Origin of the sequence: Mycobacterium sp. SMC-14 (assembly GCF_046250075.1) — a bacterium.
Classification (GTDB): Bacteria; Actinomycetota; Actinomycetes; order Mycobacteriales; family Mycobacteriaceae; genus Mycobacterium.
Window position 1 is genome coordinate 567,806 of the sequence record NZ_CP176429.1, and the last position, 16,040, is coordinate 583,845.

The window sequence follows — 16,040 nt, forward strand, 5'->3', positions numbered from 1 at the left end:
CCCACTAAGTTGGGTGCGTGCGATTAGGGGTGCTCGACGTCGGCAGCAACACCGTTCACCTGTTGGTGGTCGATGCTCACCGGGGCGGTCACCCGACTCCCATGAGCTCGACCAAGGCCACGTTGCGGCTGGCCGAGGCGACCGACAGCTCCGGCAAGATCACCCGGCGCGGAGCTGACAAGTTGGTGTCCACGGTCGGTGAATTCGCCACGATCGCAGCGAGTTCGGGCTGTGCGGAGCTGGTGGCCTTCGCCACCTCGGCGGTGCGCGACGCGTCCAACTCCGAGGAGGTGCTGGCCCGGGTGCGTTCGGAGGCCGGTGTCGAATTGCAGGTGCTCGCCGGTGAGGACGAATCCCGGCTGACGTTCCTGGCGGTGCGGCGCTGGTTCGGCTGGAGCGCCGGGCGGATCAACAACCTCGACATCGGTGGCGGCTCGCTGGAGATGTCCAGCGGTGTCGACGAGGAGCCGGACGTCGCGCTGTCGCTGCCGTTGGGTGCCGGACGGCTCACCCGGGAGTGGCTGACCGAAGACCCGCCCGGCCGGCGCCGGGTGGCGATGCTGCGGGACTGGTTGGACACCGAGCTGGCGGGTGCCGCCGCGGCCGTGCTGGACGTCGGCCCGCCTGATCTGGCGGTCGCGAGCTCCAAGACGTTTCGTTCGCTGGCGCGGCTCACCGGGGCGGCTCCCTCGGCCGCCGGGCCACGCGTACGGCGCACATTGACCGCCACTGGCCTTAGGCAGCTCATATCATTCATCTCTAGGATGACCACGGCTGATCGGGCCGAATTGGAAGGGGTGAGCGCCGAGCGAGCGCCACAGATCGTGGCGGGTGCTCTGGTGGCGGAGGCGAGCATGCGAGCGCTGTCGATCGAAACGGTGGAGATTTGCCCGTGGGCGCTGCGGGAGGGCTTGATCCTGCGCAGACTCGACAGCGAAGCCGACGGTGTCACCCTGTTCGGATCCCCGTCGATGGGCCTGGCCGCGGCGCGGTCAAAAGGAGGGGACCGATGAGTGGACCCAAGCCCGACCCCCGCGACGTCGAGACGCGCCCCATCTCGGTTGCCGAATTGCTCGCCAAGAACGGCAACATCGGTGCCCCTCCGGTCACCGGGCGCCGCCGGCGCAGGCGCGGCAATGCCGACGCCGTCACGGTCGCCGAACTGACCGGCGAGATCCCGATCATTCGCGACGACGCACCGCCCGAGCCCGACGTCCCGGCCACGCCGTCGGCGAGTGCCGACGGCGAGCCCAGCGGTGCTCTGCCCATCGGTCCGGCACCCGGCTTCGTCGAGGAGGAGGACCGGCCTGCGACCGGGCCGCGTCCGGCGCAGCGGGTGGAGCCCGCCGAGCGGTCGGCGGCCGAGCCGCGCTGGCCCAAATCCCCGCCGCAGCCGCCGCGTGGGATCGGCCCGGAGCAGAGCGCCTACCCACGGCCCATGCGCCGCTCCGAACCGCCCGCCGCCGAGAACGGCCAGCCGGCCGAGACCCGGCCGACCGGATCCGGTGCTGAACGGATGCGTCCGGATCCTGTTGACACCTACACCGATATCGCCGTCGACGTGATGGACGCCGAAGTTCGTGACGCCGCCCTGCCTACCGGGGACTCCGCGTTCGTGCGGTCATTCCTGACCAAGTCCGGCTCCACCGAACGGGCGGGCGGGTCGGCTCTGGTTGCGGATGCCGACGTGGACGCCGAGGCCGGCGCCACCGACAGTGCTGCGATGGCCGCCGAAGCGGAGACGGGCGAGCCGTACGTCGGGCGCCCGGGTGTGGTGGGCGGCTTGCTGGTGGTGCTGCAGTCGATCCTGGCGGTGGTGTTCGGCGGCGGCCTGTTCGTCGTCTTCGACCAGTTGTGGCGGTGGAACAGCATCGTGGCCCTGGTGCTCACGGTCCTGGTCACGCTCGGTCTGGTGGCCGCGGTGCAGGCGGTCCGTAAGACCGTCGACATCGTCAGCACATTGATCGCGGTGGCGGTCGGTTTGCTGGTTACGTTGGGGCCGCTGGCGCTGCACGCTAATTAGCCGTTCACTATTACTTCGTGCGCCCTGCCATCAAGGTCGGATTGTCGACGGCTTCGGTCTACCCACTGCGGGCCGAGGCTGCCTTCGAATACGCGGCCCGGCTCGGCTACGACGGCGTCGAGCTGATGGTGTGGGGGGAGTCGGTCAGCCAGGACGTCGGCGCCGTCCGGAGGCTGTCGCGCAAGTACCGGGTGCCGGTGCTCTCGGTACACGCTCCGTGTCTGTTGATCTCGCAACGAGTGTGGGGCTCCAACCCGATATCCAAGCTGGAACGCAGCGTACGAACCGCGGAGCAGCTCGATGCCCAAACCGTTGTCGTGCATCCGCCGTTTCGCTGGCAGCGGCGCTACGCCGAGGGCTTCAGCGATCAAGTCGCCCATTTGGAGGCCACCAGCGATGTGGCGGTGGCGGTGGAGAACATGTTCCCCTTCCGTGCCGATCGATTCTTCGGCGCCGATCAGTCCCGCGAGCGGATGCGTCGCCGCGGAGGCGGTCCAGGAGCGGGGATTTCGGCGTTCGCGCCGTCCCACGATCCCCTCGACGGCAACCATGCGCACTACACGCTGGACCTGTCGCACACCGCGACCGCCGGTGCCGACGGCTTGGAGATGGCCCGCCGGATGGGTTCGGGGCTGACGCACCTGCACCTGTGTGACGGAACCGGGCTGCCGGCCGATGAGCATCTGGTGCCCGGCCGCGGCGACCAGCCCACCGCCGAGGTGTGTCAGCTGCTGGCCGCCAGTGACTTCACCGGTCACGTGGTGCTGGAAGTGACCACCTCGCAGGCGCGCTCGCCGCACGAGCGTGAAGCGCTGCTGACCGAGTCGCTGCAGTTCGCCCGGACGCATCTGCTGCGCTGATCGCCTGTCCATGTCGATCGCTGAGACACAAGGAGTCCTCGCGTGACCTCATCCACCTTGTTCACCGATGCCATGGCCCTGGTGCGCATCGACGGCCCCGACGACAGCGACGATGTCGCGTCGTTCACCGGTGAGCTCAACGAGCACTGGACTATCGGTCCGAAGGTGCACGGCGGCGCCATGCTGGCGTTGTGCGCCAACGCCGCCCGCACCGCCGTGGCCGGCGACGCGGCGGCGGCGGAGATCCAGCCGGTCGCGGTGTCGGCCAGCTACCTGTGGGCACCCGACCCGGGCCCGATGCAGCTGGTGGCCACGATCCGCAAGCGTGGCCGCCGGGTCAGCCTCGTCGACGTCGAACTCAATCAGGGCGAACGCACCGCGGTGCGCGCGGTTATCACCCTCAGTGAGCCGGAACACCAGGCGCCGCCACTGCTGTCGTTCAACCCGGTGGTGCCGTTGATGACGCCGGAGCCTCCGCCCGGCCTGGAACCGATCGGTCCGGGGCATCCGATGGAGCACATCGTGCACCTGGCACATGGCTGCGACATTCGGCCGGCGCTGACCACGCTCGGCCCGCGCTCGGATGGCGGCCCGCCGGTGATCGAGATGTGGGTCCGGCCCAAGGACGCCGCCCCTGACGTGTTGTTCGCGCTGCTGTGCGGCGATGTGTCGGCGCCGGTGACCTTCGCCGTCGATCGCAACGGCTGGGCGCCCACCGTGCAGCTCACCGCCTACCTGCGGGCCGTCCCGGCCGACGGCTGGCTGCGGGTGATCTGCAGCTGCGTGCAGATCGGTCAGGACTGGTTCGACGAGGACCACACCGTCGTGGACTGCGAGGGCCGAATCGTGGTGCAGACCCGCCAGCTGGCGATGGTGCCGGTGCGCTAGCGGGCGACCCGCTGCGCCCGGCTCCGCCACGCTTGCGATCGCCCGGTGCGCTAGCGGGCGACCCGCTGCGCCCGGCTCCGCCGCGCTTGCGATCGCCCGGTGCGCTAGCGGGCGACCCGCTGCGCCCGGCTCCGCCGCGCTTGCGATCGCCCGGTGCGCTAGCGGGCGACCCGCCTGTGGACTGGGCTTCACCGCGCTGGCAGGCCGGGTCTGAAATGCTGTCGCCATGACCAGAATCGCGATCATCGGTGGCGGCAACATGGGCGAAGCGTTGCTTGCGGGGCTGCTGGCTGCCGGTCGCCCGGTCAAGGACCTGGTGGTCGCCGAGCGGTATGGCGACCGGGCCCGGCAGCTGTCGGAGAAGTACTCGGTCCTGGTGACTTCGGTCGCCGACGCGATGGAGAACGCCTCCGTGGTGATCGTCGCGGTGAAGCCACAGGATGTGGACGCGGTGGTCGAGGAGTTCGCCAGGAGCGTCACCGCTGCCTCCGGGGACAGTGCCGAGCAGGTGCTGGTCACGATCGTGGCCGGTCTCACCACCGGGTACGTGGAGTCCAAGCTCCCGGCCGGCGCTGCCGTGGTGCGCGTCATGCCCAACACCCCGGTCAAGGTCGGCGCCGGCGCCAGCGCGCTGGCGAAGGGCCGGTTCCCCAGCAATGCACAGGTCAGTGAGGTCGCCGCGTTGTTCGAGTGCGTCGGGACAGTGGCGATCGTTCCCGAAGAGCAAATGGACGCGGTGACCGCGGTATCGGGCTCTGGGCCGGCCTACTTCTTCTTGGTGGTCGAGGCGCTGGTGGATGCCGGGGTTGCTGCCGGATTGAGCCGGCAGGCGGCCACCGATTTGGCGGTGCAGACGATGGCCGGTTCGGCGCAGATGCTGCTGGAGGAGCGCGGCGAGGGCGAGGGGGCGGCCAATGCGGGCATCGACACCGCGCCGACCCACCTGAGAGCGATGGTGACTTCGCCCGGGGGGACCACCGCGGCCGCACTGCGGGAATTGGAGGCCGGTGGCCTGCGGACCTCGATCGATCGGGCGGTCCAGGCCGCAAAAACACGCTCTGAGCAGCTAAGAATTACACCAGAGTAATTCACTTATTTTTCACATATTGGCTCTCAGTAGTCGCAGGAACCCCATCCGTCCCGCTATTCTCCTCTATGTCTGTGCGTGTGGGCGCAGCGGAGGGGAAGCCGCTGAGACTGCACGTGCCTGATTGAAATGGGTAACGATGACGTCTGCGAACGGGCCTTCGGCGCGTGACACGACACAATTTCTCACCGTGGCCGAGGTGGCCGCGTTGATGCGGGTCAGCAAGATGACGGTGTACCGCCTGGTACACAACGGCGAGCTGCCCGCGGTACGGGTGGGACGGTCTTTCCGGGTGCACGCCAAGGCGGTGCACGACCTGTTGGAGACCTCCTTCTTCGACGCGGGCTAGCAAGAGCCGGTCGACAGGTAAGCGCCCCCCCGGGCGTCGCCGCACGGCGACGCCCGGGGTCGGCTGTCTTGGCGGCCTTGGTGGTCGGGCCAGGTGCGGTTTTCCGGTCCGTGCCTGCCTACGGGTAAAGTAACCGGGTCGATCAAATTCAGCAGCGCCCATTCGTCGGCGCGGGCAGAAGCAGATAGCGGAGTTCATGGGTTCAGTCATCAAGAAGCGGCGCAAGCGCATGTCGAAGAAGAAGCACCGCAAGCTGCTTCGCCGTACCCGCGTGCAGCGCAGAAAACTCGGTAAGTAACTCCGCCTAGGCCCCCCGAGCCGTGCCGAGCGTGAAGTTGGCTTCACGCTCGCGCGCCGGGTGTGACGTTAGCTTCACACTCGACAACGAGCCGATCGCCGGTATTGCTTTTCCGGCCTGGCCGTTAGGCTGACGGGGTGGACGAGGCCGGACCCCCAAGCGACGGCACGCGAAGTGACGCCCGGCATTACCCCAAGGTTGTGTTGGTCACCGGTGCGTGCAGGTTTCTGGGTGGATTCCTCACCGCAAGGCTCACGCAGAACCCGTTGATCAACCGGGTGATCGCGGTGGATGCGGTCATGCCGAGCAAGGACATGCTGCGTCGAATGGGGCGCGCTGAGTTTGTCCGCGCCGACATCCGTAACCCCTTTATCGCCAAGGTGATTCGAAACAGCGATGTCGACACCGTCGTGCACGCAGCGGCGGCGTCGTACGTCCCTCGGTCCGGCGGTGGGGCGGCGCTCAAAGAGTTCAACGTGATGGGCGCGATGCAGCTGTTCGCCGCCTGCCAGAAAGCTCCTTCGGTGCGGCGGGTGGTGCTCAAGTCGACCTCGGAGGTCTACGGGTCGTGCTCGCGTGACCCGGTGTTGTTCTCCGAGGACAGCACCAGTCGCCGTCCGCCGACTCAGGGGTTCCCCCGCGACAGCATCGACATCGAGGGCTATGCCCGCGGGCTGGGCCGGCGACGGCCCGACATCGCGGTCACGATCCTGCGGATGGCCAACATGATCGGCCCGGCCATGGACACCGCGCTGTCGCGCTACCTCGCCGGCCCGCTGGTTCCGATGGTGCTGGGCCGAGACGCGCGCCTGCAGCTGCTGCACGAGCAGGACGCGCTGGGGGCCTTGGAGCGGGCCACCATGGCCAGCAAGGCCGGCACCTTCAACATCGGCGCCGACGGGATCATCATGATGTCGCAGGCGATCCGCAGGTCAGGCCGCGTTCCGATGCCGCTGCCGGGTCTCGGGCTGTGGGTCATGGATTCGTTGCGCCGGGCCAACAATTACACCGAGATCAACCGGGAGCAGCTGGATTATCTGAGCTTTGGCCGGGTGATGGACACGACTAGAATGCGAACCGAACTCGGGTACAGCGCCAAGTGGACCACCGCCGAGGCATTCGATGACTACGTGCGGGGTCGGGGGCTGAACCCGATCGTCGATCCCAAGTGGGTCCGTTCGGTGGAGCGGCGAACAGTGAGCGCAGCGCAGCGCATGGGGGATATCAGCTTCACCAGGGTGCGGGGAGGGTAACGCCATGGCTGAGGATTCGAAAGCGAAAGTCATTCCGCTGCACAAGCATTCGAGTTCCGTGCGTCGGCATCCGTCGGCGCTGGCCGGCCCGGCCGAACAGGCTTCGGCCAGGCAGGTCGCCGCCGTCGTCCGTGAACTCGGCGAGCGCCGCGGCTCCGGGGGGACCACCGGTGCCTCCGCCCCCACGCCGAGTGAATTCGCCACCCGGGTGGGTGCGGTCGCCGCGTTCCTTCGGGAGCGGATCACCGGGGACTACCAGGTCGACGAGTTCGGCTTCGACCCGCACTTCAACGAGGCCGTCGTGCTGCCGTTGCTCCGGGTGTTCTTCAACGACTGGTTCCGGGTCGAGGTCAGCGGTGTCGAGAACCTGCCGGTCGATGGGCCCGCGCTGGTGGTGGCCAACCACGCCGGGGTGTTGCCGATGGATGCGCTGATGCTCTCGGTGGCGGTGCGCGACCATCACCCCGACCATCGGAACCTGCGGATGCTCGCCGCCGACCTGGTATTCGATCTGCCGCTGATCGGTCCGACCGCCCGCAAGGCGGGCCACACCATGGCCTGCACCGCCGACGCCAACCGGCTGCTGGAGGCCGGTGAGCTGACCGCGGTGTTCCCGGAGGGCTACAAGGGCCTGGGTAAGCGCTTCAAGGACCGGTACAAGCTGCAGCGGTTCGGCCGCGGGGGCTTTGTCTCAGCGGCGCTGCGCACCAAGGCGCCGATCGTGCCTTGCTCGATCGTCGGCTCCGAGGAGATCTATCCGATGATCGCCGACGTCAAGCTGTTGGCTCGGCTGCTCGGCGTGCCCTATTTCCCGATCACGCCGCTGTTTCCGTTGGCCGGTCCCGTTGGTCTGGTGCCGATGCCGTCGAAGTGGCACATCGCCTTCGGGGAGCCGATTGCGACCACCGACTACGAGGCCGGTGCCGCCGACGACCCGATGGTCACCTTCGAGCTGACCGACCAGGTACGCGAAACCATTCAGCAGACGCTGTATCGGCTGCTCGCCGGGCGTCGCAACATGTTCTTCGGCTGACGTCTCGTCTGTTTCCCGCGAGCGTGCGTGTCTGTACGCGACACGCCGCGTGCGAGCGGTCAACTGTGCACGCTCGCCGGAAAGCGGGCTACTTCTTGCCCAGCGCCCGATCGCGCATGGCCTCGAGGGCGGCGATTGTCTTGGCCTCGGTGTCGGCGTCCTGGTTGACCGACTCGCCGAGCATGGTGACCACACTGGTCACCACCGGCTCGCCGTTCTCGTCGGTGACCTCGCTGCGGACCTCACTGACAACCGTGCCGTGCGATTCGATGACCGAGTCCAGGTAGGTGTCGAAGAACAGCTTGTCACCGGCCACGATCGGCCGGTGGAAGGTGAACTTCTGGTCGCGGTGCAGCACCCGGGCGATGTTGATCGGGAGGTCGAACTTGTCGAAGATCTCCAACTGCACCTGTCGGCCGGCGACCGCCAGGAACGTCAGCGATGCCACCAGCCCCGGATGCCCGGCTTCGGCGGCAGCAGCCTCGTCGAAGTGGGCTGGGTGGTCATCTTTGACGGAGCGGGCGAACTCCCTGATCTTCTCCCGGCCGACCTCGAAGTAGTCCGGGAACCGGTAGTGGGCTCCGATCATCCGCTGCGACTCGGTGTGTACTGACATCCCGGTTTACCCCTCCGTTCGCCGTGGTGTTCGGCGGCGGAAGTTTATCAGCGAGCAGCTCAGGCGCGCTCGTTCCGGTGCGCCACGGCCGCAGCCAGGGCCCCGCCGACAGCCCCCAGTGCCAGCGCCGACGGCACGCCGATCCGGGCCGCCCGACGTGCGGTACGGAAGTCGCGGATCTCCCAGCCCCGCTTGCGCGCCATCTCCCGCAAGGCGGCGTCGGGGTTGATCGCCACCGCGGTCCCGACCAGCGAGAGCATCGGCACGTCGTTGAAGCTGTCGGAGTAGGCCGTGCAACGCCGCAGGTTCAGTCCCTCCCGGATCGCCAGGGACCGCACCGCGTGGGCCTTGCCCGGCCCGTGCAGGATCTCGCCGACCAGCCGGCCGGTGAACACCCCGTCGACGGACTCGGCGACGGTGCCCAACGCACCGGTCAGCCCGAGTCGGCGGGCGATGGTCTCGGCCAGCTCGTAAGGGGTGGCGGTGACAAGCCACACCTGCTGGCCGGCGTCGAGGTGCATCTGGGCCAACTCGCGGGTGCCGGGCCAGATCTTGTCGGCGATGATCTCGTCGTAGATCTCCTCGCCCAGATCGACCAGCTCCGAGACCGGCCGGCCTTCGATGAAGGCCAGGGCCTTGCGCCGGCCGGCCGCGACGTCGTCGCTGTTCTCCTTGCCGGTGAGCTGAAATTTGGCCTGGGCGTAGACGAACCCGATGACGTCGCGGTAGGTGAAGTAATTGCGGGCGGCCAGCCCCCGGCCGAAGTGCACCATCGAGGAGCCCTGGACCAGGGTGTTGTCGACGTCGAAGAACGCGGCGGCGGTCAGGTCGACCGGCGCGGGCGTGTCGGTGTCGGCCACATCGACCAGCGCCCGCTCTGCGCTGGCATCAGTGGCCGGCGATGTCACGTCGGCTGCGGTTACCCGTTCGGCCGGGCCCGGTGATGCCATCACCCGACTCCTTCCGCGGCTGGGCTGTAGGGCCGGTGCTCCGGCCGTCCACAACCCTATCCGGCTACCGGCCCGATGACCCCCAGGTGATCGCGTAGATCACCCTTGAGGTCGAACATCGAGTAATCCCGGAAACTGAACCGCCAGATGTCGCCGACCCGCTCGAATCTGTCGTGATAGCGGCCCGCAGCGATCACCTGGAGCGCGACGGCGTCGGTCTGCTGCAGCACCGTGTAGTAGGAGCGGCATGTCGCGGTCCCCGCGTCCTCGTCGATGTCGAGGATCGGGTTGGTGATCACATGCTTGGTGCGCGGCGTGCCGTCGGCATGGATGGTGACCAGCCCGCGCCACAACTGCAGGATCCCGGCGCTGTCGAGGACGACCGTGCCCTCGGGGTCGGCTTTGATCTGGGCGTGGGTGAACAGCGCCGCGGCGCCGTCCAGGTCGCCGGCATCCATCAGCTCGGCATAGCGGTACAGCAGGTTCGTGATCGACACAGCGCTGGAATTCATGGCTTGCTCTTGTCCGCCGGGGGTGAAGGTGCTGCCGGCCTATGGCCGGTCACACCGTAAGTCAATCCGTACCCGACCGTCGCGACAATCCAGAGAACCTCGGTGGCCTCGGCAGGCCGGCGATACCCCTGCGACACTGGAACCATGACCCGCCACCAGGTACAGCTGCTCACCCGGGAGGGCTGCCCGGTCTGCGTGCAGGTACACGACCAGTTGGCCCAGCTGGCGGACGAGCTCGCGTTCGACCTGCACACAGTCGACGTCGACGCCGCCGCGGCGGCCGGTGACACCGCGCCGCGGGCGGAATTCGGCGACCGGTTGCCGGTGGTGTTGCTCGACGGACGAGAACACAGCTACTGGGAGGTCGACGAGGCCCGCCTACGTGCTGATTTGGCGGGTTCATGAGGCGGTTCCAGCTTCGCCTCTCACCGTCGAGCCTCGCTGAACCGCTCGCTCATACGACGGTTCCAGCTTCGCCTCTCCTCCGTCGAGCCTCGCTGAACCGCCGAATTTGGTAGGCCAGCGCTTTAGCCTCTACCGTGGAGTGAAGTTTCTTCACGGGTGACAGCAAGGAGCGGACCAGGTGATATTGCCGTGAGCGTCCTGCTCTTCGGGGTCTCGCACCGCAGCGCCCCCGTCTCAGTACTCGAGCAGCTCAGCACCGCAGAATCCGATCAGGTCAAGATCGTCGAGCAGGTGCTGGAGTCGCCGCTCGTCACCGAGGCGATGATCCTGTCGACCTGCAACCGGGTTGAGGTCTACGCCGTCGTCGAAGCCTTCCACGCCGGGTTGTCGGCGATCGGCCAGGTGCTCTCCGAGCACTCCGGCATGTCGATGGCCGACCTGACCAAGTACGCCTACGTCCGCTACAGCGAGGCCGCCGTCGAGCACCTGTTCTCGGTGGCCAGCGGCCTGGACTCCGCGGTCGTCGGCGAACAGCAGGTGCTGGGCCAAGTGCGTCGCGCCTATGCCTCCGCCGAGGCCAACAGCAGTGTCGGCCGGGTGCTGCACGAATTGGCCCAGCGTGCGCTGTCGGTGGGCAAGCGGGTGCACTCCGAAACCGGGATCGACGCCGCCGGCGCGTCGGTGGTCTCGGTAGCCCTGGGTATCGCGGCCAAGCAGTTTGGCTGTCAGTTTGGCGATGAGGCGCTCCAGGGACGGACCGCGGTGGTGATCGGCGCGGGGTCGATGGGCGCGTTGTCTGCGGCCCACCTGGTGCGTGCCGGCGTCCAACACATCCACGTCGTCAACCGCTCGCTGCCGCGAGCTCAACGACTGGCCCGCAAGATCCGCGAGAGCGGTGTCACGGCTGACGCCGTCGCCCTGGACCGGATGGCCGCAACCCTGATCAGTGCCGACATCGTGGTGTCCTCCACCGGAGCGGTGAGCCCAGTCGTGTCGCTGGCCGACGTGCACCACGCGCTGGCCGGGGGCGACCGTGACGAGGCGACCCAACCGCTGGTGATCTGCGACCTGGGCATGCCACGTGACGTCGACGCCGCGGTCACCGGGCTGCCCGGGGTGCGGGTCATTGACATGGACCGGATCCAGCGGGAGCCGTCGGCGCAGGTCGCCACCTCCGACACCGAGGCCGCACGCAACATCGTGGCCCGCGAGGTCGCCACCTATCTGGCCGGCCAACGGATGGCCGAGGTCACCCCGACTGTGACCGCGCTGCGCCAGCGCGCCGCCGACGTGGTCACCGCCGAATTGCTGCGGCTGGATCACCGGCTGCCGGACCTGGAGACCGCCCAGCGCGAGGAAGTGGCGCGCACGGTGCGCCGCGTCGTCGACAAGCTGCTGCACGCCCCCACGGTGCGGGTCAAGCAGCTGGCCAGCTCGCCCGGCGGGGACAGCTACGCCGAGGCGTTGCGTGAACTCTTTGAGCTCGATCCGACCGCTGTGGACGCGGTCGCGACCGCCGGTGAACTACCAGTAGTGCCAGGAGGGCTTGATGTCGGCGCCGAAACCGGGTCGGCCGGGTAGACGTTTTGGGTGAAGTAATCCGCATCGGTACCCGGGGTAGCTTGTTGGCCACCACCCAGGCCGGGACCATTCGTGATGCCCTGGTGGCCGCTGGGCACCCCGCTGAACTGGTCGTGATCAGCACCGCCGGGGATGTCACATCCGGGCCTATCGCCGACATCGGGGTGGGGGTGTTCACCGCTGCGCTACGAGAGGCCATTCTCGACGGCCGAGTCGATGCCGCTGTGCACTCTCACAAGGACCTGCCGACCGCTGCCGACTCCCGGTTCCGACTCGCGGCGAATCCGCCGCGTGAGGACCCACGGGATGCGCTGGTGGCGCGTGACGGATTGGTGCTGGGGGAGTTGCCGGCGGGTGCCGTGGTGGGCACTTCGTCGCCGCGGCGGGCCGCACAGCTTAGAGCACTGGGTCTCGGTTTGGAAATTCGCCCCCTACGAGGCAACCTAGATAGCAGGTTGAACAGGGTAAGCAGCGGCGAACTCGACGCCATCGTGGTAGCCCGGGCGGGTCTGGCCCGGCTGGGACGCCTCGACGCGGTCACCGAGACGTTGGAACCGGTACAGATGTTGCCGGCTCCGGCTCAAGGGGCACTGGCGGTGGAGTGTCGCGCAGGTGATACGGCACTGGCGGCGCTGCTGGCGGAGTTGGACGACGCCGACACCCGCCTGGCGGTTACCGCCGAGCGGACCCTGCTCGCCGAACTGGAGGCGGGTTGTTCCGCACCGGTGGGCGCGATCGCCGAAGTGGTCGAGTCCATCGATGAGGACGGCCGGGTCTTCGAAGAGCTGTCGCTGCGCAGTTGCGTGGCGGCGCTGGACGGATCCGACGTGATCCGCGCGTCCGGCATCGGCAGTCCGGACCGAGCCCGGGAGCTGGGCGTGTCGGTCGCGGCGGAACTGTTCGAGTTGGGTGCGCGCGAGCTGATGTCGGACGCACGGTGAAACGGTGCGTGGTGAAGTGACTGGGAGTAACGAATGGCTCGCCAAGTGAGCGTGCGAGGGCAGAAGCCCAAGCCGGGCCGCATTGTTTTCGTCGGATCGGGTCCCGGCGACCCGGGCCTGCTGACGACGCGGGCGCGGACGGCGCTGACGAACGCCGCGCTGGTGTTCATCGACCCCGACGTGCCTGAGGCGGTGCTGGCGCTGGTCGGCACGGACCTGCCTCCGATCGCCGGTCCGGTGCCCCCGGCCCCCAAGGCGGACAAGGCCGACGACGACGCGGCCAACAATGCCGACGGCACCGCCGCGGACGATGACGCCGGCGCCGACGAAGCCGCCGCGACCGTTCCGGGCGGACCCGACATTCGCCCGGCGCTGGGCGAGCCGGCCGAGGTGGCCAAGATTCTGGCGGCCGAGGCGCGCTCAGGCTCCGACGTGGTGCGGCTGGTGGCCGGTGACCCGCTGTCGATCGACGCGGTCATCACCGAGGTAAGCGCGGTGGCTCGCACCAACGTTGCGTTCGAGATCGTGCCTGGACTGCCCGCCACGAGTGCGGTGCCCACCTACGCCGGTCTGCCGCTCGGCTCGTCGCACACGGTGGCCGACGTCCGCGACCCGAACGTGGACTGGGGCGCTCTGGCTGCCGCTCCGGGGCCGCTGATCTTGCAGGCCACCACCTCGCACCTGCCGGAGGCGGCCCGCACCCTGATCGAGTACGGCCTGTCGGACAGCACGCCGTGCGTGGTCACCACGTCGGGCACCACGTGCGCGCAGCGGTCGATCGAGTCCAACCTCGGTGGCCTGACGGAGGCTTCGGCGCTGGCGAGCATCGACCCGGTCATCCTGCCCAACGGTCAGGAGACCTCGGCCGGTCCGCTGGTGGTGACCATCGGCAAGACGGTGAGCAACCGGGCCAAGCTGAACTGGTGGGAGAGCCGCGCGCTGTACGGCTGGACGGTGCTGGTGCCGCGCACCAAGGACCAGGCCGGCGAGATGAGCGACCGCCTGGTCGGGCACGGCGCGTCGCCGATCGAGGTTCCGACCATCGCCGTGGAGCCGCCGCGGAGCCCGGCCCAGATGGAAAGGGCCGTCAAGGGTTTGGTGGACGGCCGCTACCAGTGGGTGGTGTTCACCTCGACCAATGCGGTGCGTGCCGTGTGGGAGAAGTTCGCTGAGTTCGGTCTGGACGCTCGTGCGTTCTCCGGGGTGAAGATCGCCTGCGTCGGCGAGGCCACCGCGGAGCGTGTCCGGGCGTTCGGGATCAGCCCCGAGCTGGTGCCGTCCGGCGAGCAGTCCTCGCTGGGCCTGCTTGACGAATTCCCGCCCTACGACGACGTTTTCGACCCGGTGAACCGAGTGCTGTTGCCGCGCGCGGACATTGCCACCGAGACGCTGGCCGAAGGGCTGCGCGAGCGGGGCTGGGAGATCGAGGATGTCACCGCCTACCGCACCGTTCGTGCTGCTCCGCCGCCCGCGGCCATCCGGGAGATGATCAAGACCGGCGGGTTCGACGCGGTGTGCTTCACCTCGAGCTCGACGGTGCGCAACCTGGTCGGCATCGCCGGCAAGCCGCACGCCCGGACCCTGGTGGCCTGCATCGGCCCCAAGACCGCGGAGACTGCAGCCGAATTCGGGCTGCGGGTGGACGTGCAGCCGGAGACCGCGGCAGTGGGTCCGCTGGTCGACGCCCTGGCCGAGCACGCTGCGCGGCTGCGGGCCGAGGGTGCGTTGCCTCCGCCGCGAAAGAAGAGCCGCAGGCGATGACCTCGCTCGCGTTGACTCTGCGTCCATGGCGTGAAAGTGCGAGTAACTTCCGCCCTCACCGCAGAGTCAACGCATGAGAGAGCGTCCCCGTCGGCTGCGTTCCACTCCGGCGATGCGCCGGCTGGTGGCTCAAACATCGCTGGAGCCCAGGCATCTGGTGTTGCCGATGTTCGTCGCCGACGGCATCGACGAGCCGAGACCGATCGCTTCTATGCCCGGGGTGTATCAGCACACGCGTGATTCGCTGCGCGCCGCGGCCGCCGAGGCGGTGGCGGCCGGAGTGGGCGGGCTGATGCTGTTCGGGGTTCCGGTGGAGGCGGACAAAGACAGCGCAGGATCGGCCGGCGCTGCTCCCGACGGCGTGCTCAACACCGCGCTGCGCGATCTGGCCGCCGATCTCGGTGAGGCCACGGTGCTGATGGCCGACACCTGCCTGGACGAGTTCACCGATCACGGCCATTGCGGGGTGCTCGACGCGCGAGGCCGGGTCGACAACGACGCCACCCTGAAGTGCTACGTGGAACTGGCCGTTGCCCAAGCGGATTCGGGTGCTCATGTGGTGAGCCCGAGCGGCATGATGGACGGCCAGGTGGCGGCGATCCGCGACGGGCTGGATGCCGCCGGGCACAGCGACGTGGTGATCCTGGCCTACGCGGCGAAGTTCGCCTCGGCGTTCTACGGTCCGTTCCGTGACGCGGTCGCCTCGACCCTGGCCGGGGACCGTAGGACCTACCAGCAGGAACCCGGCAACTCCCGCGAGGCGCTGCGCGAGGTCGCACTCGACCTCGCGGAGGGCGCCGACATCGTGATGGTCAAACCCGCGATGGGCTACCTGGACGTGATCGCGGCGACCGCCGCGGTGTCCTCTGTTCCGGTCGCCGCCTACCAGGTCTCGGGCGAGTACGCGATGATCGCGGCGGCCGCTGCCAACGGTTGGATCGACGGGCGGTCCGCGGCGCTGGAGTCCCTGATCGGCATCCGGCGTGCCGGCGCCGACATCGTGCTGAGTTACTGGGCGGCCGAAGCGGCCGGTTGGCTGGCGTGACGGCTCCACCCGACGGGCCGCGGCCCTCGGCCCAGATTCCACCTGGCCGTCCCGCGGATGTCGACACCGCGTTCTGGCTGTGGCTTGCCGCCCTGCCCCTGATGACGTGCGGATACGTGGTTAACCTGCTGACCGCCCCGGAGATCCCGGCGACCGCGGTCACCTACCCGATCACCGCGCTGACGGCGATCGTGGTGGTCGTGGTGGTGGCGACGTTTCTGATGTTGATGCGCTCCGGGTATCGCTGGGCGCGCACCGTGTTGACCGGCGGAGGGATCGCCGCGGTGGTCAATGCGGTCAGCGCGCTGTGGCACGCCGATGCGAGGCCGGCGGTCGCGATGGCCGTGGCGGTCACCGGCATTCTCGGATCGGTGCTGATCGCCGCGGGGACTGTCCTGCTGCACCGATCCGAGGCGCAGGCCTACTTCATCCGGTAGC

General features: G+C 68.6%; 18 protein-coding genes. 15 read left to right on the forward strand and 3 right to left on the reverse strand.

What is annotated here, in order from left to right; genetic code table 11:
- The first annotated feature begins 17 nt into the window (after positions 1 to 17).
- The 9 genes from ACKY0W_RS02655 to ACKY0W_RS02695 all read left to right on the forward strand — a co-directional run bounded on the left by ACKY0W_RS02655 (position 18) and on the right by ACKY0W_RS02695 (position 7,791).
- Positions 18 to 1,013 (forward strand): hypothetical protein, encoded by a 996-nt coding sequence (locus ACKY0W_RS02655; RefSeq protein WP_406756437.1) that lies wholly within the window; start codon positions 18 to 20, stop codon positions 1,011 to 1,013.
- Complete coding sequence (locus ACKY0W_RS02660) at positions 1,010 to 2,023, forward strand: hypothetical protein (RefSeq protein WP_409436284.1); 1,014 nt, start codon at positions 1,010 to 1,012, stop codon at positions 2,021 to 2,023. Before ACKY0W_RS02655 ends, ACKY0W_RS02660 begins: the two co-directional genes overlap by 4 nt.
- 17 nt (positions 2,024 to 2,040) lie before the next feature.
- On the forward strand, positions 2,041 to 2,883 hold the full coding sequence (locus ACKY0W_RS02665) for a sugar phosphate isomerase/epimerase family protein (RefSeq protein WP_406756435.1): 843 nt from the start codon (positions 2,041 to 2,043) through the stop codon (positions 2,881 to 2,883).
- Positions 2,884 to 2,925: 42 nt separating this feature from the next.
- Positions 2,926 to 3,771 (forward strand): thioesterase family protein, encoded by an 846-nt coding sequence (locus ACKY0W_RS02670; protein WP_409436285.1) that lies wholly within the window; start codon positions 2,926 to 2,928, stop codon positions 3,769 to 3,771.
- A gap of 226 nt (positions 3,772 to 3,997) precedes the next feature.
- Complete coding sequence (gene proC, locus ACKY0W_RS02675) at positions 3,998 to 4,858, forward strand: pyrroline-5-carboxylate reductase (protein WP_409436286.1); 861 nt, start codon at positions 3,998 to 4,000, stop codon at positions 4,856 to 4,858.
- A gap of 139 nt (positions 4,859 to 4,997) precedes the next feature.
- Positions 4,998 to 5,207 carry a helix-turn-helix domain-containing protein gene (locus tag ACKY0W_RS02680; protein WP_024442553.1) on the forward strand — a complete coding sequence of 70 codons (210 nt, stop codon included), beginning with the start codon at positions 4,998 to 5,000 and terminating at the stop codon, positions 5,205 to 5,207.
- Positions 5,208 to 5,403: 196 nt separating this feature from the next.
- Positions 5,404 to 5,505, forward strand: coding sequence for a 30S ribosomal protein bS22 (locus ACKY0W_RS02685; RefSeq protein WP_003402602.1), 102 nt, complete (start codon positions 5,404 to 5,406; stop codon positions 5,503 to 5,505).
- 137 nt (positions 5,506 to 5,642) lie between these two features.
- Entirely contained in the window at positions 5,643 to 6,758 is a 1,116-nt protein-coding gene (locus tag ACKY0W_RS02690) for an SDR family oxidoreductase (RefSeq protein WP_406756432.1), read from the forward strand.
- A 4-nt stretch (positions 6,759 to 6,762) separates the two neighbouring features.
- A complete protein-coding gene (locus ACKY0W_RS02695; RefSeq protein ID WP_409436287.1) occupies positions 6,763 to 7,791 on the forward strand; it encodes a lysophospholipid acyltransferase family protein in 1,029 nt (342 codons plus the stop codon).
- A gap of 88 nt (positions 7,792 to 7,879) precedes the next feature.
- On the opposite strand, the gene ACKY0W_RS02700 is transcribed toward ACKY0W_RS02695, so the two are convergent.
- The 3 genes from ACKY0W_RS02700 to ACKY0W_RS02710 are packed head-to-tail and all read right to left on the reverse strand — an operon-like array spanning position 7,880 to position 9,869.
- On the reverse strand, positions 7,880 to 8,407 hold the full coding sequence (locus tag ACKY0W_RS02700; protein WP_409436288.1) for a MaoC family dehydratase N-terminal domain-containing protein: 528 nt from the start codon (positions 8,405 to 8,407) through the stop codon (positions 7,880 to 7,882).
- Between the two features lie 59 nt (positions 8,408 to 8,466).
- Positions 8,467 to 9,357 (reverse strand): HAD family hydrolase, encoded by an 891-nt coding sequence (locus tag ACKY0W_RS02705; RefSeq protein ID WP_409436289.1) that lies wholly within the window; start codon positions 9,355 to 9,357, stop codon positions 8,467 to 8,469.
- 56 nt (positions 9,358 to 9,413) lie between these two features.
- Positions 9,414 to 9,869, reverse strand: a complete 456-nt coding sequence (locus tag ACKY0W_RS02710; protein ID WP_409436290.1) for a nuclear transport factor 2 family protein — start codon at positions 9,867 to 9,869, stop codon at positions 9,414 to 9,416.
- A 144-nt stretch (positions 9,870 to 10,013) separates the two neighbouring features.
- Between ACKY0W_RS02710 and ACKY0W_RS02715 the strand changes: the two genes are divergently transcribed.
- From ACKY0W_RS02715 to ACKY0W_RS02740, 6 genes are all read left to right on the forward strand, one after another.
- Positions 10,014 to 10,274, forward strand: coding sequence for a glutaredoxin family protein (locus ACKY0W_RS02715; RefSeq protein WP_409436291.1), 261 nt, complete (start codon positions 10,014 to 10,016; stop codon positions 10,272 to 10,274).
- Between the two features lie 189 nt (positions 10,275 to 10,463).
- On the forward strand, positions 10,464 to 11,855 hold the full coding sequence (locus ACKY0W_RS02720) for a glutamyl-tRNA reductase (protein WP_409436292.1): 1,392 nt from the start codon (positions 10,464 to 10,466) through the stop codon (positions 11,853 to 11,855).
- Positions 11,856 to 11,860: 5 nt separating this feature from the next.
- The gene (gene hemC, locus ACKY0W_RS02725; RefSeq protein WP_406756425.1) at positions 11,861 to 12,796 is read left to right on the forward strand and encodes a hydroxymethylbilane synthase; all 936 of its coding nucleotides are present in this window, start codon (positions 11,861 to 11,863) and stop codon (positions 12,794 to 12,796) included.
- Between the two features lie 33 nt (positions 12,797 to 12,829).
- Positions 12,830 to 14,557, forward strand: coding sequence for a uroporphyrinogen-III synthase (locus ACKY0W_RS02730; RefSeq protein ID WP_409436293.1), 1,728 nt, complete (start codon positions 12,830 to 12,832; stop codon positions 14,555 to 14,557).
- A 73-nt stretch (positions 14,558 to 14,630) separates the two neighbouring features.
- Complete coding sequence (gene hemB, locus ACKY0W_RS02735) at positions 14,631 to 15,602, forward strand: porphobilinogen synthase (RefSeq protein WP_409436294.1); 972 nt, start codon at positions 14,631 to 14,633, stop codon at positions 15,600 to 15,602.
- A complete protein-coding gene (locus ACKY0W_RS02740) occupies positions 15,599 to 16,039 on the forward strand; it encodes a hypothetical protein (RefSeq protein WP_409436295.1) in 441 nt (146 codons plus the stop codon). Before hemB ends, ACKY0W_RS02740 begins: the two co-directional genes overlap by 4 nt.
- Position 16,040 lies beyond the last annotated feature (1 nt).

Excerpts from the sequence above, each read along its gene's own strand:
- ACKY0W_RS02660 (WP_409436284.1), top strand. The coding sequence starts at position 1,010 with ATGAGTGGACCCAAGCCCGACCCCCGCGACGTCGAGACGCGCCCCATC.
- proC (WP_409436286.1), top strand. The coding sequence starts at position 3,998 with ATGACCAGAATCGCGATCATCGGTGGCGGCAACATGGGCGAAGCGTTG.
- ACKY0W_RS02680 (WP_024442553.1), top strand. The coding sequence starts at position 4,998 with ATGACGTCTGCGAACGGGCCTTCGGCGCGTGACACGACACAATTTCTC.
- ACKY0W_RS02685 (WP_003402602.1), top strand. The coding sequence starts at position 5,404 with ATGGGTTCAGTCATCAAGAAGCGGCGCAAGCGCATGTCGAAGAAGAAG.
- ACKY0W_RS02695 (WP_409436287.1), top strand. The coding sequence starts at position 6,763 with ATGGCTGAGGATTCGAAAGCGAAAGTCATTCCGCTGCACAAGCATTCG.
- ACKY0W_RS02700 (WP_409436288.1), bottom strand. The coding sequence starts at position 8,407 with ATGTCAGTACACACCGAGTCGCAGCGGATGATCGGAGCCCACTACCGG.
- ACKY0W_RS02705 (WP_409436289.1), bottom strand. The coding sequence starts at position 9,357 with ATGGCATCACCGGGCCCGGCCGAACGGGTAACCGCAGCCGACGTGACA.
- ACKY0W_RS02710 (WP_409436290.1), bottom strand. The coding sequence starts at position 9,869 with ATGAATTCCAGCGCTGTGTCGATCACGAACCTGCTGTACCGCTATGCC.
- ACKY0W_RS02715 (WP_409436291.1), top strand. The coding sequence starts at position 10,014 with ATGACCCGCCACCAGGTACAGCTGCTCACCCGGGAGGGCTGCCCGGTC.
- ACKY0W_RS02730 (WP_409436293.1), top strand. The coding sequence starts at position 12,830 with ATGGCTCGCCAAGTGAGCGTGCGAGGGCAGAAGCCCAAGCCGGGCCGC.
- hemB (WP_409436294.1), top strand. The coding sequence starts at position 14,631 with ATGAGAGAGCGTCCCCGTCGGCTGCGTTCCACTCCGGCGATGCGCCGG.